Below are 17,480 nucleotides of genomic sequence, written 5' to 3'. Positions count from 1 at the left end.
CGTTTGCCTCAATCAAAAGCAGGATGGTTATATCCCGAGAGAAAGTTCGTCGGCGTCGGAACCGCCAGCGTTATCCACGAGGCGACCGCAGGCATGCCGCGCACGCGTGATCGCGACGTAGAGGACGCAGTGCTCCTCGTCGAGTTCTTGGAGGCCAGATGCGAGAGTGGTGATCTGAGCTTGGGAAAGGACGACGCCGACGCGACCCCATTCCCGACCCTTCGCCTGGAATACCGTGAGCCCCGGCACGACTGCCGCACTAGCGAGCCTGGCGGCGAGCCGCTCAAGTTGGGCCTCGACCGCGGCCTCCTTATGGTCCGATAGTCGATTCGGCTTCCGGACGCCAAGCGCCTTTATCGCTTCGCGCAGATCGTCGAGGACCTGGCTCGCCTTCTGGCCGTTCCGCAAGTTCGCGAGTATAGGGCCAAGCGCTTCTTCCTGTCGTGCCTGGAAATCGTCGCGGTCGAGTCCGAGCCTGACGATTGCGCCCTCTCGACCGAATGAGTGCACGCCAAGCCGAGTACGCGTTGCAACATCGAGGAGAAGATTCATCGCCGCATCGGTTGCGTTGTTCACGGTTCGGAACGCGAGAGGGAGGACGTTGTCACCCACAGTCCAGAGCAGCCCCCAGTTCCGCGCAAGGGCTACGTCGACGTCAGCGCTTGACGCCACGGGCAGAATTACGCCGTGGCCGCTGCGCAGCGCTGTTGTGAGCTGAGGCATCTGGTCGCCGACAAATCTGAACGATTCTGGCTGCTCAAAAGCGACGAACCGGTCGGAAGTCGCGTCGAAGAGCTTCTCAACGACTTCTGGCCGTGCACCTCGCCACTTGTAGAGCGCTTGCCATGGATCACCGATCAAGGTGACGGACAGCCCTCCCTCAGCTGCAAGGTATGCCACGTAAAGGTCGAGGTCGTCGCCGTCATAGACCTCGTCGATGACCAACGCACGGTAATTCGCACGTATCCAGTCGGACGCGAACTGCCTCATCTCGTCGATTTGCATCGCCGATCGGAGAATCTGTCGCACGTCCTCATGGCTCACTGCTCCGCTTGAGAGGACCGCTCGGTGATCTGCAGCGCCGCCAAGACCGGATTCGGGCTTCACCACCTGGCGGCTGTCGGAAACAACGACGTTACGTGAATTGAGCGTGGCGAAGCGGATGTAATTGCCGACGGTCAGGAACCGGTACCCCCTCGCGCCGTTGTAGTCGTCGCGAACGTCGAGCACCGTATGTCCACCGGGCCAAATGACCTTCCCCTCGTCAAGGAGGCGATGGAGCAACTGGACGTGAAGATGATCGAAGGTGACTATTTGATGTGCGGTACCGACACATCGGCCACCCCAACGCGCTTCAACACGATCACGTAACTCGGCGGCTGCCGCGCGGTTGAACGTGAGGCCGAGCACTCCGCGACTGTCACCCCGCAAATAGCGTTGATAGCCGTAGCGCTCCGCGGCGACGGTCGTCTTTCCGCTGCCAGGCGCTGAGACGACGTTGATGAGTCGCTCTTTAGCCGCGGCGGCCAGGACCTGAGCATTCGTCAGCTTCAGCATCGACTTCTCAGCTGAGGCCGTCACCAGAGCTTGATCCAGGATCGGCGCCGTCGAAAAGCCAGGAGAACACCTCATCGATATGTCTCGGGACTACGACGGTGCTCAGGTTCTGGTCAATTAATAGGGACAGCACCAATGCGAACTTTCCCTTGAGTTTTCGGTTATCCATGAAGACCTGATCCACGCTAGCCGCGGTGATGGAGGCGGGCTGGTCAATCTCGCAAAGGGCGAATGCGCGTTCTAAGAGTGCTTCGTTCCCTTCGACAAGGGAGGGTTCCAGTGTCGGCCGAGACCAAAAGAACCTGGCCGACGCGGGATCGAGTTCGGCGTGCCAGGCCGGGGGCTTGGCCTCTGGGAGCGGAGTGCCGCGAAGGTCGGTGTCGGCGACCGCGGCGATCCGAGTAACAAGTTCATGGCCTGGGGTCCCGAGCAGCCGGATCGGCCATTGCCCGACCTTGTGACCAACGGGGAGGATCGAGAGGGAATCGATGAATCCAGTACGCATCGCGTCGCTCCCTGCCCAAGCCCGTCCAAGCAATCGCAGAATACTCGCCTCCGTAACACCCTCGACAACGAGCAACCGATCGGCGAACAACGCTGCGGAGCGTGTTGCGTCCAGGTGTAGCCGAGTCTGTTGAAAGAGCTGCATCTTGAGCTTCGCAGGCAGGGGAAGGTCGACCATGCGTCGCGAGTTCGTGAGGCTCTCACCGTCCTTCCGCACCACGACGATTTCCTCTGGGTCGCAGGCCGCGGCCAGATCAGCGGAGTGCGTCGTAACGATGATCTGAATATCGGGGCGTTCCTCGACCAGACGTCGCAGGTACCGGATGAGCCCGTACTGAAGCTGCGGATGGAGGTGGGCTTCGGGCTCCTCGATTAGGATGGTCGCGTGAAATAGCTCCGGATAGAAGGAGTCCGCGTCTGCGTCCGCAGCCTCCGCAGTTGCGGCAAGCCGCTCGCGCGCGGCGTCGGTAAGATCATCGATCGATCCAGGTGATTGCGCATCCGGTCCGTTGCCATCAGTTTCGTCCGGCAGTGCACTCGTTCCAGCATCAGGGATGCCCGCGAGCGTCACGGCAATGTGAAGCAGGTTCACGTAGCCAAGGCTCGACACCTGCAACCGACGCGCTGCACCACGATCCGGCAGCAACGCAACAAGCATCTCGAACACGCGTGCCAGGTATGTGTCATCGACGGTTTGGGTGCCTACGAACGCATGGTGCTCGTGGACTCCACCGGTAATGATCCTGAGATTCTCAGCGATGCGATCCTCGACGTTCCCGACGAGAGCGTGCTCTGTCAGTGTGCTGAGCATCCCCTCAGCCTGTGCGCGGAGTGAACGTAGTCCACCGGTCTCAGGGTGGTTCCGCTCGTCAGCGCGGAGCAGCTCCAAGAGAATGCGCGCGTCGCGCCGTGAAAGGTCATCGACCGGATTCCGTAGCGCGGGCAGGTGGACGAGCCGGATGCTGTCGTACTCTGACGGCGACTCGATCGGGCGCCCGGCGCGAACCTGCCCGAGCGAGCGCTCCAGAGGGCGGCCCCACTTCGGCGCCCCGAGACCTTGGCGTCTTCGGAACTGCCCAAGCGCACCTTCGGTCTCGGCATCAGTCTCAAACTCGTACTCGACTCGGACTGCGCGCGGTGTGCCTCCCAATGCACTCGCATCGACCGGAGCGAGTCGCGGAAACCTGTGGGGGTGCGCGAGCGCGATGGCTTCGTTGATCGTTGTTTTCCCGGAACCATTGGCGCCGAGCATCAAGGAGAAGCGCCCTGGAAGCTCACAAACAATCGGCGCATTGGCGGAGGCACGATATCCTTCGACCTCAACTCGTCTCAGATGCATGATGCCACCCCGACCAGGCCTCGGGCGCGGCAACGATCGGGCACGAAGAGTTCCAGCATCAGATGGTCTCGCGGATGTATGTCACGCCGAAGGCCTTGACCTGACGGAACTCCTGGCGCGTCGTTCCGAAGTCGAACCAGCCTCCATCCGACTTCTGGAAGATGTCGAGTCCTCGGCCGAGGTTGATACGCCATCCCGCGTCAGTTCGGATCCATCGATCGTGACCGCCGGGGTCTTTGCCGACATCAACCTTGATACCTTGCTGCGCTGCGCCGTTCACGATCTGGCTGAGCATCTGAAGCTGACGCTGCTGATGCTCAGGGTCGTCCTGGAGCAGGGTGAAGAGCTTGAACGTGACTTCATCCGCTGGGTCCTTCGCCGTAGCGATAAGAGCAAGCAGCTCGACGAGGTTGCGCCCCTGGTGAGGCTGACGGATGTACGGATCGTGGAACTCGATCTCGGTCGCGCCTTGCAGGTAGGGCAACAGCAGGTTCTCATAGGAGATGCCTCGCTGGTTCTCCACGAAGTCACGCTGCCCTTGGAACAGCTCCGCCCGCACCGGCTCGGGTGAAATCTGAAGGTCGGCTACGAAGGCAGGAGCTTCTGCTGCGGGCTCGGCGTCAGGGGCAACCGCCCGGCCGCGATAGTAGTGCGATGGGTACTCGTCCTCTTCCAGGGTCGTAACGGCTGTCCAGCCCGCAGCGAGCGAGTTGTACCCAAACTTCACGTCGGCCATCGTGTCGTCGATCCGCAGGATCTGATCTTTGACCCGCTTGCGGCCCTCAATCGCGAAACGCAGGATCTCCTCGATCTCGTCAGGCGTCGCTTGCTCGTGTGGGTAGAGCAGCTTCATGAGACCGGAGAAGGTCTTGTGGATGCCATCGCGATCACGAGTCGAGATGTCCGAGCCAAGGGTGAAGTACTGCTGGTACCTGTCGGAGTAGTCCAAGTTCCGCATCGATTTGAGCACCTCGGCGATGTAGTCGACTACGAAGCCGTAGCCGTTCGAGAACATCTCGCTGCGGATCGTGTCGATCTCCCAGCCGGGGATGTAGAAATGCAGTCGATCGAGATACGCCGAGTCGTGATAGCTCTCCGGCAGCTCGTCGAACAGATCCGAATGCTTGAGCATGTACGGCACGGTGTGTGACGTGTTACCCACGAACACCATCGAAGCTTCCGCTCCCAACGTCTCGACACCACGAGAGAACGACTTGTTCGCCATGTAGTTCTTCATGATGTCGACGAGCGCCTTGTCGGTGCGCTTCCTCTTGCCCGCGAACTCGTCGAAGGCCACGACGTCCCAGTACCCGACTAGGCCGAGACGACCGTTGGCGTTGTTGACGAACAGCTTGGGCACGGTGACTTCGCCGCCGGAGATCAGCATGCCGTGTGGCGAGAACTCCGAGTAGATGTGCGACTTACCGGTGCCCTTCGGACCGAGCTCGACGAGGTTGTAGTTCCGCTCGACAAACGGGATCAGACGGATGAGCTGCAGCAGCTTGGCGCGGCGTCCAAACATTTCGGGGTTGAATCCGATCGACTGGATGAGCAAGTCGATCCACTCGTCGGTGCTGAACTTCGCCCGGGACTCGAGGTAGCCCTGATAGTCGAAGTTCGACATCTGGATCGGCTTCAGGCTCCCCAGAATCCACGGCACGAAACGGGCATCTTCGTTGTGGAAATACTCGATGTCGCAGAGGCACCACACCCCACCGACCAAGAGCTTTTGGTTCGCGTTGACAGTACTCGCCTCGACAACCACACCGGTGATGCCGAGGTTCGCGAACGATGCCTGGTAGACGTCGTCCTTCTCGTTCAGCGTGACGCTGACCTTGTCGATGATCCGGAAGCGACCCTTCTCGCGGATCTTTGACTTGACCAATTCCGACTCGTTGCGGTGCACGTAGTGCTGGGCGAGGATGCCCCGCACCTTGTCGATGCCCGCTTGGATCGTCGCCTCGTCGTCGGACGCCGCGTACTGGCCGAGCAGGTACTCCAGCACGTAGGAAGGCACGATCGCGTTGCCCTTGACGGCCTTCACGAGATCCTTGCGAACAACGGCGCCAGCGAAATGCTCGTTGATCTTCCGGTCGAGTTCGTTCTCCGGGGCGGCCTGCTGCGTGACCCCGCCATCGACAGCGTCCGCGAGAGGCGAGGCTGCGGTGAGGTCGATGTCGTCGCTCATCAGAAATCCCATCCGTCGTCACTCGCGAAGGCGCGCTTTACCGTATAGGGCACACCCCGATACTTCTTCCACTGGTCGGTGCCTTCGATCGGTTCCGACAGCCGGAACTCAACGCTCTGGTTGTTCGCGCTGTCGGCGTCCTTGCTCAGCAGCAGCGTCACGCTTTGGAACCGGTCCCGTCCTTCAGCGCTGTCCGAGTCGAAGGTCATCTCTTGCTCGTTCGAGATCAGCTGATCCCCGAAGTAGAGTCCAGCGCGCAGCCGCCGCGCGGGTCGATTCGGCTCCACCTTGGTCGACTGGTATAGCTTCACCACGACCTGACCGGTCGTGATCTTGTCGGACTCCGGATGGATCTCAACGTTGACGGGCTCGACTGTGTCGCTGCGCCCCTTGTTGATCGAGATGACGGGCACGACGATCTCCTGCAGTGACGCTCCCCCATGCACGAACTGGAACCCGGCCCCGGGCTGCACGATGCGCTGGATCGAGCTCGGGATCTGCACCTCGAGATCACTCGAAAGCCCGATCTGCTCAGGCTGGAATGTCCGGAACGCGGGGTCCTGCTTCAGACCCCGCCCGAGCACGTAGCGTCTTTTCTCGGCGACGATCTTCTCGCCCTGCGGCTTCACGGTGAGGTTGAACTGAGGCGCCAGCTTCGACCTTTGGTACAGGAAGCCGTGGTCTGCCGTCACGAAGATGTTCGTTGCGTTCGCGCTCGCGAGCTTCTTGATGATGTCAAGCAGCTCGCGGATCGCGTCCGCTGCCGCGGCGAATGTGCGATGCTCTGACGCTGCCTTGTCGCCGGTGGCGTCGATCGTGTCGTGGTAGACGTACAGCACCTGGTGCGATGCGTACAGGTCTCGGCGATCGCCCGGCTTCATCTCGATGAAGGTCTTAGCTTGGATCGCTGCTCCACCAACAGAGCCGAGTATCTTCGTCCGGTTCGCGGTGCCATCCGACTTCTGTCCGTCGACGAGCACGGGATCGCCGTTTGGCGAATGGGCCAGCGTCTTGTTCGGCAACAGAGAGGCCATCCCCAGCTGGGTGTAGCTCGGAAGCACACCCAGCATGGCTTCGATCTTGGCTTCGAACTTGTTCTCGCCGCGGATGCTCAAAGTGAGCTCTTCAGCGACCTCGTAACGCAGAGCATCCGAGATGACGACGACTGCCTTCTTACGACCCTTGAGGATCTTGGCCACGTAGTGCTCGTAGAACGATGATTGCGATGGGACGTTCAGAGTGCGCCAGCGCTCTACCCCGTCGACCTGCGCCTGCCAGCTCGCGCCGAGTTTCGCCAGGAAGTCAGTGACGTACGCGTTCTCCACGAGGTCACCCAAGGCTTCGAGCGGCTGTTTGAACTCCGCAGTGAGGTACGCATGGGTGAACAGCCGGTAGAGCTGATCGATGCGGAACCATTCGTCGCGATACCGCGTCAGCCCGTCGTCGAAGGATGCGATCTCGAGTTTCGCGCCGCGGATCGCGGGGATCAGCTCTGCCGCGGCGCTGAGCCCGTCGTACAGCGTCGCGTAGTCGTCGGACCAGAAGCTCTCGCGGCGTCGAGCGCTGATCGTGTCAAGGAAGTCTCGCGTCGACATCCTCTGAGAGACGATGCTCTCGACGAGACGGTGGATCACCTCACGTTCGGATGCCTCGAACACATCTGTGTCTTGGAGCTCCTCCCAGGGCAGCTGCGTAGCGACGTCCTTGTAGCTGAGGTCTTTTTCGATCTTCCGTGCAAGCACCTTCATCGCTGGTGCGCTCCGCTTGGAATCGCGGAAGCTGCGGAAGTCGATGGCAAGATTTCGAGCCCTATTCGAGGAGGCAGTATCGAAGCCCTCGGCGGCGCGCTGGAACATCCATAGCGCGAAGCCCGCGATGGTAGGGGCGTCCGTTGCATAGTCGTAGATGTGCTCGGCGCCGGCCCAATGGAAGTCAGCAAGCTCGTGCTTCCGAAGGGCATCGACCCCGGCAGCGCTGCCGTCTGCGTACTGGATAAGCAGAGTTCGCGTGAGCTCGGAGAAGCTGTGCTCCTTCTGCCCTAGCAGGGCCGCGCACATCTTCGCACGCACGACAGTCGGGTCGTCCGCAGGCGAGAGCAGCGCTCGGAATCTAGACACCAACCTGCTGTCCGCGAAGAACCTGGAATGTTGCGCAACGACCTCGGCGGCACCCGGTCCGGTCAGGCCGAGGGTCGCCCCCATGAGCGCGCTGCGGTCAGCGGTGAAGATCGGACCGTTCGCGAGCTCGATGTCCAGCAGCCAGTTCCCCACGCCCTCGGGCACGCTGCCGGTTCGATAGACCAGGAACTTCGACACCTTGTCCTCGCGCAGGATTCGATGTTTGAGGGCAAACTCGGTGTCGGCAGCGCGCAGCACCGTGACGCCGACAGGCACCTGACCGTCGAGCTCGTCGGCATAGCTACCGTCAGCGTCGTGCCACACGACGATGCGCGCACCCTCGAACCGGGCCGCGAGGTGATCAGCGATGGTTGGCGGCTTGCTCATTCGTCGTCCTCGTCATCGCGGCCGATACCGAGTTCGCGGTCCGAGACGATCTCCGGCAGCTTCTTCTGGGCGCGCTTACGGTCACCCATCGGTCGCCTCCAGGCCCGTGATTCTCTTCACCGCTGGGTAGAACTTCGGGTAGTTCGCCTTCACGCCATCATCAAGGTCGATCGCGATCTGCTGGGTTGCGAGCGGGTAGAGCACATCGTGCTCGTAGTCTCGCAGCTCCGCGAGCACCTTGCGGAGCCGATCGGCTTCCTTTTGGTACTTCGCTGACCCGCCCGCGACAGCGGATGATTCAGCCTGCTGGAGAGCGACTGTGAGCTTGGCTTCGTACTCGCGCAGGTACTCATTGAGGACGGTTGAAACCGTCGACGGCGTGTAGCGGTGCAGGTAAATCAGCGCGTTGAATGATCCCTTCGGGCTGGAGAACATCCAGTAGATCGGGCGCTTCTTGTAGCGCTGCACGTGATCGTCATAGAACTTCGACTTGCCCGCCCTCGTGATGAAGTAGTCGCGCAGTGTCTTCACGCCCAATGACTCCTCGACGAACCGCAAGTTCTCTTCAAAGTGATCAGCACCCAAAGCGTCACGTAGGAACCGTCGGAACCGCTCGACAATGTCGTCCTCGAACCACCCATCGTCCACGAAGGGGATTACGTCGTCTGCGTCAGGCATGAACGTCGAAGACGGCACCTTGTCAAGGAAGTCCTGGAACGTGGAACCTTGGTCGGCGAGTATCAAGCCAGGGGCGTCGATGCTATACCGTCCGAACATGCAGCCAACGGCGTATGAAACGAAATCGCAGATCAGGTCTGCTCGCTCGATCTCGGCGTACTCCGCTGCCGACCTCCCGGGTCCATATCGGAACTCGACGTTTCGGCTGAGCGACACCCGATGCAGAGGGACCTCGATCGGAACCTCATTACCAACGCCGTAGGCCTCCGCCACGATTCGGTTGTTCTTAGCTTCTCGGGCTTGTTGTTCTTTCGCGATCGCGGCGGCATCGACCGTGAACGCATGAACTGCCGCCGCCAGCGAGGCCTCGGCCTTGTCAAGCAACGGGCTAGTTGCGAAATCCCACGAGGTTTCGTGTGAGTCCCAGTCCGCTCTAGCAGTTGCTACTCCATTGCGAACAATCTCCTCGACTACATCGCCATTTATCTCGCGAAGCGGTAGATCGGCGATATTCCCCGCTTGAAAGTGCATTGTCGGGTTCAATACCTTAAGCATTTCGGCGGCCGTCGAAGAGCAGAGAAACGAAAGCACCGAAGGAAACAGCGACCCGCCACCATAGCAGGCGGATCCACTGTTGTCACAAAGGAATCCAGGCGGCAAATATCGCGCGGCAAAACTTCCCGAAGAAACGTCCGTCCACGTGACCCCCTCACGAAAATAGTAGTCCTGGTTACGCAGGGTTCCCCTAGAGCGGATACGACGACCATTGTCTTGCCAATCCACAACCAGATCAAAGTTGCCATACCACTTCCGAAAAGCCCCACCCTTGTTATACGGGAACCATCGATTCCCACTCCTGGTCGCTTCGTCAGCCCCATTGACGCCGAAAGCAATTCCGGATCGCGATACTTCCCATGCCTGACGCAGAAAGCGCGCGTTGTCGCCAGTATCGTTACCCTTTTTCGGCGGGTAGCTCGTCCGGAATGAGGCTGGCCCTGCCATGGCTTCTCTGATGGCATCGGAAAGCCAGTATGCGATGGGGGTTCCAGGCACTCGCAGGAGCTCCTGTTGCGGAATCTCAAACCGTTGAAAGTCTGGGTCTAGAAAGTGTGCCCTGATCGTTGCATTCGAGCGGACTTCAACGTGCTCTTTGAAGAGCTTGCGATAGATTCCGCGCCTATCACTCGATGCTCTGGACTTCTGAATAACGAAGCCCACGGAGCCAAAGTCGGACCCGAAGACGCCGCGACCAAAGTGAAGCATCGTATCGATCGTGCTCGAGTTGAGCAGCCAGTCACGAAGATCCGCGAATGTCGAGATCGACATCCACGACGGAAGATTGATCATCCCCCACCAACCGTGCGGAGCGACGAGCGTATCGCTTCGCCTCATGAACATCGTCATGAGGTCACCCTTGGCGTTTGGGTAGTGCTTCTTGGCGAACTCCGCCAGACGCGCATCCATGTTCTTGCTACCCATGTAAGGCGGGTTGGCCACCAGCACCGCGTAACGACCAGAGAGCATCTCTGCCTGTTGCACAAGCTGCCGAGCACGTCCAACTGCACCCGCATAGAGGATGTCGTCCATTGCGTTCATGCCCTCTAGCGCAGTCTTTACGTTCATCGTCTGCCCAGCGTCTGGCTGGATGAGCGCACCAAAGATGTCGGCGTGCTCAAACTGATTCCAGATACCCTCGCCCGTCGAGTCGTCGCCCTGTTCCGCAGTGAGTACCTGGATCTCGTCGTCTCTGAACCGGATCGGTTCGATCACACAGACCTTCGGCGCGATCGCTCGGGCGAAAAGGCGACGGTCCTTCGCCCGCGCCTTCATGGTGAGCGCGAACGCCGCGAGCGCACCAGCGCGCGGATCAATCTCGGTGCCATGGAGGTTGTGCGCGAGGATATGGCCCGGAATCTCGGAGGGTGCGTAGCCTTCTTCTTCGTAGATCGCGTAGAGCAGGTCGAAGGCATAGGTGAGCATGTGACCCGACCCACTGGCCGGATCGATCACGGTCAGCTCTTCCGGCCCAGAGAGCCTCAGAAAGTCCGTCACTTCGCCAACCGGCGCGATGTAATAGTCCATGCGGTCAACGAGTCGAGAGTCTGGCCTGTTAAGCATCCAAAGCCTGCCAACCGAGTTCTCGACGAGGTAGCGGACGATCCAGTGTGGGGTGAAGAGCTGCGTCGCTGCAGGGATCTCGTCAGCCCCAGCCTTCTTGTTCTTCTTGAACCCGGCGAACACCTCGTCCTTCCGTTCTGAGATGTAGAACTGGTAGAGCCAGCCGATGACTTCGACGTCCTCGCAGACCTCTTCGGAGAGCACGTTACGAGCACGTGTCACGATGCCGCCGTCGGCGAGCAAGCCCGCCGGGACAAGCAGTTCGGTGTAGTCGCCTTCGCGTTCGAACATGAACGGCATCGCCTTGTGCCAGTAGCGGCAGTACTCGGTGAGGAGCAGCGCGTACGCTTCGCCCTCCGCGTCGGTGCTGCGGCGAGTGCCATCAAGCAGGCCGAGAATGGCGCCACGCGTTACAGCGTTCGCGACGACGTCGGCGTCGATGTCTCCCCGCTTCGCATCGGCGAGGATCTCAGGTTGGCCGTGAGCCTGGCCGTGCGCGGGTGAGACGACCCCCGCGGCCGTGTAGCCCTTCGCGTCCATGAAGCGCAGCGCGATGAGACGGTTGAACCAGGTGTAGGCGACCTTGTCGATCACGCGCTCGTGGCCGTGTGCCGCGATCTCGGTTTCGAGTCGGCGCACTGTCTCCGCTCGTTCAGTCCGCGCGACGGATCCGGGGACGAGCACTGCCGACGCCTGCGCCGACACCGCGGCGATCAGTTCGCGGCGTGCGGCTTTCGCGAAGCTCTCCAGAGGTTTCGTGTCCATGCCTGTTCCTTAGAGAGTGATGCGCTTGTTGTCGTGGATCGTTTTGACGAGCAGCGAGCGGAGCTCGTCGAGATAGGTGTCGATGTCGTCCTCGGTTTCGAGTAATCCACCGGCCATCGGAAGCGAGAGCTTCTTGATCGAGATGCTCTGCTTCAGCGGGGCGGGATCGATCGACGGGGTGTCCGGATCCACCGATGGATCAACATCCGGCAGCGGCTGCCTCGTCGATTCCAGCTCGTCCAGGATGGCCGGGTAGGTTGTGTCGGCGAACTGCGCCGCGAGATTGCGGATCGCCGCGATCTGCGTCTCCTGCTGCACCCGCGCCAGCGCAGCCTCAACCTTGCCTGTCACAGCCCCACGTGCGGCCTCGGTCGAAGCCTCAAATGCTGCGCTGGCCGGCACCTGCTTCCAGTAGTCGTTGATCGATCCGACGGCAGCGTCTCGCTCCGTGGAAACGATGCCGCTCAGCTGCGCCTGTAGATCGGCGATCGCGGCTCCGAGCTGCGTCGTCTTCTTGCCCCGGAAGATCTGCGGATCCTCGAGCGCGGTCTCGACTCCGTCCGAAACACTCGCCGTCAGGAACGCAAGGTTCGTGCGGTTGAGCTGCATGAACGTTGTTGCGTTGTCATAGATGCTGCGTTGGTTGCCATTGAGGAACGCCTTGATCGGATCGACCGCGTTGTCCTTCGCGTCCAGCAGCTCGTCCGCAGTTGCGTCAGCCTCGTTGAAATGCTCCAGGAACCAGTCCGAGTTGTTTGCCGTCAGTTCACCGAGCAGCCGGATCGGTTCGTCCAGTTGATCAATGAACGGATATGCGGCAGCACCGGACCGCAATGCCTTGAGCTCGACCAGCTTCGACTCGAGGTGTTCCTTCCCGATACGGCCGAGTTCAGCCGCATCCTTCGTGAGGCTTCCGTCGTCGGTGAACTCGATGACGAACTTGCGGAAAGCGTTCACGATCTTCTGGTCATAGACCCGCTGCGGAGCGACGACGAGGTTCGGGTACCGCTGGGTGTTGCGCAACATCCCGGTGATCTCAGTGCGAGCGAGTGTTTTGCCGTCGAGCTGCAGCTCGATCTTCGACTGTCCCGCGAGGTGGGCCACCACCGCAGCGATCGACCATTGGTCCCAGCCGAAAGGCTTAGCGGAGTACCGGTCAACGAGCTGCTTCATCGTGACCATCTCATGCCGCTTGCCACGCATCTCCAGGTGCCCGAGCACATCTTCAGCGGGCACCTCCAGGATGCTGAGGCTCTCATCAAACATCCCGTCGGCCGGGTTTATCAGTCCGTTGAGGCCCTGCTCGCTGAAAGTACTGCCGCCCAGCATGCTCAGGTTGGTATACGTGGCCGCGATGACCTTCGCGAAGCCGTCGTTGATTCGGGTCTGTGCGTCGCTGGCGGTGACGTCGATCACTGCGGCATTGTGGATCATCGTCGCGCTGCCGACCGCGGTGCGGAGCCTTTCGACGATCTCCTTCTCGCGCTCGGCGTTCTGGGTGCCCTTCTCTCCGAGGATGCGGATCTCGATCGCAGTGCGACTCGAACCCTGTGCACGCTTGACGTACTTCTCGGTCTTCAGCAACAAGCGAAGATCCGCGAGGATCCGATTCGCCTCGGGCGGGAGAACAACGCGCAGCTCATCGAGCCCCGCGCTGTGCGCCTTGATCTGATCCAGGCTGAACTCGGTCTCGGGACTGGTGAAGTGCAGCGCCAGCTCGTGCTGCTTGCCATACGGGGTGCCATCGAGCTTGTAGCCGAACGGGAAGTTCTGGCCATTCTTCGCGACCGTCTTCGTCGTCTTCACAACCGACTCAGCGAGGAGCTTGTTGAGCTTTGCGGAGACCTCGGAGTTGTCTATGTCGACGTCCTTGATCTCCTGCTCGATCTTTTGCTCTTCGTTCGTCAGGTAGTCGTACAGGTCGCCGTTGCGCTGAATGTAGGTCTGCGCCTCGAGCGCGTTGAGGGCTTCGTTGACGTCCTTGCCGAGCTGGATGAGATCTGTACCGAAGCGGTCGTAGACCAAGACGGTGAGGTTGCGCGCCGTGGCCTTGAAGCTGTCGACGTACTTGACCAAGAACAGCGCCTTCAACAGGCGCACCGCGAGCGCGCTGAGCTTGCCGCTGCCGGTGGCGCTCTCGGCGTTGATGATCGCCCGCTGATTTGCGGATTTCAGTGAGGCGCGGATGCCCTCGAACATCTGGTCGAACGATGCCAACGATCCGAGCGGCCGATCGGCAAGGTGGGTTGCGACCTGCTGGACGACGCCAAGCATCGACCGCTCGCCGACGGAACTATTGCGTCCTTCGAAGATGTTGTGGTCGCTGATGCCCTCGATCGCGGCTTGGAAGAGCGGGAACTGGTACGTCACGAACGGGTACGTACCGACGAAGTGTGCCTCGTCACGATAGTTCGGGTAGTGGCGGCCCTCGACGAAGTCGAATAGCGTCTTGAAGTTCGCGTGCTCGCCGTCGTACACCCCGGCAACCTCACCGGCAGCGGCATCCGTCTTCGCGAGAAGGCGCTTGCGGATGACCTCTTCGACGTCCTGGCTGGTGAGCTTGAGCCGGTTCTTGAAGCGAGCCTGGATCTTGGAGAAGTCGTTCGCCTGCTGCTTGGTGCGGTCGCCGCCGACCTTCTCCATGTCTTCCTGGGAGGTTACGAAGATCCACGCCCGGCCGTTGCACTTCGTAGCAAGCGACTCGGCGATTGTCTGCAGGTTGAGCATGAGTTGCGTGTTCGTGCCGATGAACTGGCCGACCTCGTCGACGAAGAAGTTCAGCCGGAAGCCCGCTGGTTGCGTTTCAAGCCACGCGGCGACCTCATCGGCGAAGTCTTCGATCGAGACCGAGTAGTTGGCGCTGTACTGGCGGATGATGCCCGGGCTCTCCACGCCGTTCACCTCAGCGAAGGCTTTGTCGATGTTCCCTGCTTCAAGCGCCGCCTGTTCGCGGCCCCGCACCCATTCGATTCCCGCAGCGCGCGCGAACGCCGCTTTGAAGTCGGCATACTGGCCGCGCGAATCAAGGTCTCGCTCGAATCGAGCGATGTGGCCCTGGTTGCCGTAGTACCCCCGCGCTTCGTCGAAGATCTTCACGAACACCTTCAGCAGCGCGTCGTTCTGATCCTTGGAGATCAGGGTTGCCTTCTGATCGATGTTGAACAGGAGGCTGCGCGACTGGATCCGATCGGCCTTCTCGATCAGCGCAGGCAGGAACGCGTCGTCAGCCTTGGAACGGAACTGCTCAGACACGAGGGCGCGTGGGTAGTCATGGCCGTCGATGTCCCCAAGCAGGTGCGCCAGCATCTTCAGCAGGTGCGACTTACCGGATCCGAAGAAGCCCGAGATCCACACGCCGTTCGCATTCGTGTAGTTCGTGTACGCCTCAAGTACATGCTCAAGTCCCTTGGCGGCTTCGTTCGTGAGGACGTACTCCTCGACCTCGGTCGCGAGATGCGAGGTGTCATCCGCCTTGATGACGCCCTCGATAGCACGGCCGATCGGCTTCGCGAAAATCTCGTTGATCACGGTTCCACTCATGCTTCTTGCTCCAGAATGTCTTTGGCCCGGTAGTAGCTGTCACTGGCGCTGAGATTCAGCGCACGCAACTGATGGCCAGCCGTCTGTGTGAACTCGTACGCGCCAGGGAACCACGCAAGCATCGGCCGCCCCACCACAACGCTTTGCAGGTTCTCCAGCACCGTGTGGGTGCGGATGAAGGGGAAGACCTCACCAAGCCCAGTGAGGAAGACTATGTCGCTCGACTGGTCCTGCAAGCGAGCACGGATGGCGGGCGCGATGTGATCGTGCGGGTCGAGCATCCCCTGCAATACCTCGCGGAACTCGCCCTTGTCCATCGTCGGCTCCAGCTCGACGACTCGCTCCCACACGCCACGCTCGGTGAGGAGATCAACGGCGAGATCGTACAAATCGATCTGGGCGACAGTGAGTCCGTCGTCACTCTGGAGCTTCGTCCTCACCCGGTCCCGCATGCTCTCAACGTCGTGCGTCCACGAGGGCGGGAAGTGGTAGATGAAGAAGGGGACCTCTTTCGAGAGCCCCTCCATCTTCAGGAATCGCTCGCTTCGGAGCACGTCGTAGACGTGCCTCTCATCGCTCTGCACGCTGCGCTTCGTCTGTGTCATTGCTCGGCCCCTGCGGATGTCGTCGTCGGGAAGAATCGGATGTCGCTCGGGCTGCGCCGGTTGAACGCATCGACTACCCGCTCTGACATGACGGCGGGGATGATGTCGCCGGATTCACCAAGAATCCCCACCTCGCGGAGCATCCTGAAGAGATTCTGACGCAATCTCGTTGCTGTGGACGGCTTGAGATCGACGAGTTCGGGGTGCCACAGGCTCTTGCCACGCACAAACTGCTCAAAGGCTTCGGGCTCCAAGACAGGGCGCATTACCAAGAACCGTTCGCGGACGACCTCCTCTGAGAACTCCGCGATGAGCGAGTATCTGCGGCATACGGCCGCCCACATCAGGTGTCGACCCTCAGTTGGACCACCCGCGATCATCAGCGCGATCTCGGGGTCAGTCAGGGTGCGGAGACGCTGCAACGTCTCAAGGACAACTCGGGCGCTGGACGAACTCGTGCGAGCTTGCAGGGCGTTGCGATCGCGCGCAGTCCGGGAGACCTCTTCCCAGACTCCGAGCTCGAGGTAGATCTCAGCTAGCTTCAGGGCTTCGCCCCAGAGCAGACCGCCTGTGGTGAACGACAGTGCATACCGCTCCGTCATCACACCTCCAACACCGCCGGGCAAGTTGCCAAGTGGGTCAGAATATCGCAGACGACCGACATCGGATGAACTGCCCCTATCGCAGCGTATCGGACTGTCTCGGCACACCCCGCTGGATGCCTCTCGTTTGATGCTGGTCTATGCGAAGAAGTCCTCATCGATCTCCACGACCTTGTACGTCTCCTGCACTTGAACACCCACGCCATACCGAATCATGAGGCTTGTCAGCCGCTTGCCGTCGATCAAAATGACTCGAGTGGGTACCGCCTCGGCGTAGACACGTGCGCCGTCGGTGAATCGGCTCGTCGTGATGAAGACCCCACGGTCAGCCTTGCCGCTCAGCGCACCGACGAACGCTTGCAGGTCAGGCCGCCCCACCACGTTGTTCTCGCTGTACCGCTTCGCTTGGATGTACACCCGGCTGAGACCGAGGATGTCTTGATCGATGACCCCGTCGATTCCGCCGTCATTGCTGAGTTGGGTGACGCTGCCTTTCCCCGAAGTGCCGCCATAACCCATCGCGAGTAGGAGCTGAACGACCGCCTGCTCGAAGAAGCCCGGTTCCTTTCCCTGCAAGCGCTCGAGCAACTCGTCGGCGACCTCCTCATGAATGCGAGCGATGCCGCCCTGCACTTGCTCGATGGGTGTCATTGACTCAGTGCCGTCTGCGTCGATCGCGATCGGCTCAGCTCGAGATCGAACCGTCTTCTGATAAACGCGGATAGGGGAACTAGGGTCGTCGCCAAGCACGCGAACGTCGCGTACGAGCACCTTGCTCGGGAAAAGCTCGAGCAGTTGCCAGCCGGCATCTGTAATCGTGTAGTGCCCGCGTGTGGGTCGCGACAGTGCGCCAACGTTGGTGAGAAATGAAACCGCCCATCCGATGCGATTCTCGAACTTGAGTTGATTCCCCGAAGGAAGCATCTCTTTGCGCTGCTCCTCGGTGAGACCGGCTTGCTCAGCGACCAGCGGCTGAAACTCGCGCCAATGGCGAACGATCCCATCGCTGAGAACCCGAAGCGTTGGGATCATGAAGCCTTCCCAGTTCGGCATTTGCTCAGTCATGCTCGCTGATTCCTC

9 protein-coding genes are annotated in these 17,480 nt (G+C 60.7%); all 9 read right to left on the bottom strand.

The annotated features are described in order from the left end of the window. Positions 1-27 precede the first annotated feature (27 nt). Positions 28-1,581: a UvrD-helicase domain-containing protein gene (locus RQG82_RS19830; RefSeq protein WP_311260503.1), complete on the bottom strand. Its 1,554-nt coding sequence runs from the start codon at positions 1,579-1,581 to the stop codon at positions 28-30. After that, on the bottom strand, positions 1,565-3,400 hold the full coding sequence (locus RQG82_RS19825) for an AAA family ATPase (RefSeq protein ID WP_311260502.1): 1,836 nt from the start codon (positions 3,398-3,400) through the stop codon (positions 1,565-1,567). The genes RQG82_RS19830 and RQG82_RS19825 overlap by 17 nt, the downstream gene beginning before the upstream one ends. 58 nt (positions 3,401-3,458) lie before the next feature. Further along, positions 3,459-5,588 (bottom strand): BREX system Lon protease-like protein BrxL, encoded by a 2,130-nt coding sequence (gene brxL / locus RQG82_RS19820; protein WP_311260501.1) that lies wholly within the window; start codon positions 5,586-5,588, stop codon positions 3,459-3,461. Then, positions 5,588-8,092 carry a BREX-1 system phosphatase PglZ type A gene (gene pglZ, locus RQG82_RS19815; RefSeq protein ID WP_311260500.1) on the bottom strand — a complete coding sequence of 835 codons (2,505 nt, stop codon included), beginning with the start codon at positions 8,090-8,092 and terminating at the stop codon, positions 5,588-5,590. Before pglZ ends, brxL begins: the two co-directional genes overlap by 1 nt. An 81-nt stretch (positions 8,093-8,173) precedes the next feature. Next, the gene (pglX, locus tag RQG82_RS19810) at positions 8,174-11,653 is read right to left on the bottom strand and encodes a BREX-1 system adenine-specific DNA-methyltransferase PglX (protein WP_311260499.1); all 3,480 of its coding nucleotides are present in this window, start codon (positions 11,651-11,653) and stop codon (positions 8,174-8,176) included. Positions 11,654-11,662: 9 nt separating this feature from the next. Further along, on the bottom strand, positions 11,663-15,193 hold the full coding sequence (brxC, locus tag RQG82_RS19805) for a BREX system P-loop protein BrxC (protein WP_311260498.1): 3,531 nt from the start codon (positions 15,191-15,193) through the stop codon (positions 11,663-11,665). After that, positions 15,190-15,798 carry a DUF1788 domain-containing protein gene (locus RQG82_RS19800; protein WP_311260497.1) on the bottom strand — a complete coding sequence of 203 codons (609 nt, stop codon included), beginning with the start codon at positions 15,796-15,798 and terminating at the stop codon, positions 15,190-15,192. The genes brxC and RQG82_RS19800 overlap by 4 nt, the downstream gene beginning before the upstream one ends. Then, a complete protein-coding gene (locus tag RQG82_RS19795; protein ID WP_311260496.1) occupies positions 15,795-16,400 on the bottom strand; it encodes a DUF1819 family protein in 606 nt (201 codons plus the stop codon). The genes RQG82_RS19800 and RQG82_RS19795 overlap by 4 nt, the downstream gene beginning before the upstream one ends. Positions 16,401-16,538: 138 nt before the next feature. Next, complete coding sequence (locus RQG82_RS19790) at positions 16,539-17,465, bottom strand: restriction endonuclease (RefSeq protein ID WP_311260495.1); 927 nt, start codon at positions 17,463-17,465, stop codon at positions 16,539-16,541. Positions 17,466-17,480: the final 15 nt, after the last annotated feature.

The organism is Microbacterium sp. WCS2018Hpa-9 (genome assembly GCF_031843745.1).
Classification (GTDB): domain Bacteria; phylum Actinomycetota; class Actinomycetes; order Actinomycetales; family Microbacteriaceae; genus Microbacterium.
This window is presented reverse-complemented; position numbering and strand designations above follow the sequence as displayed.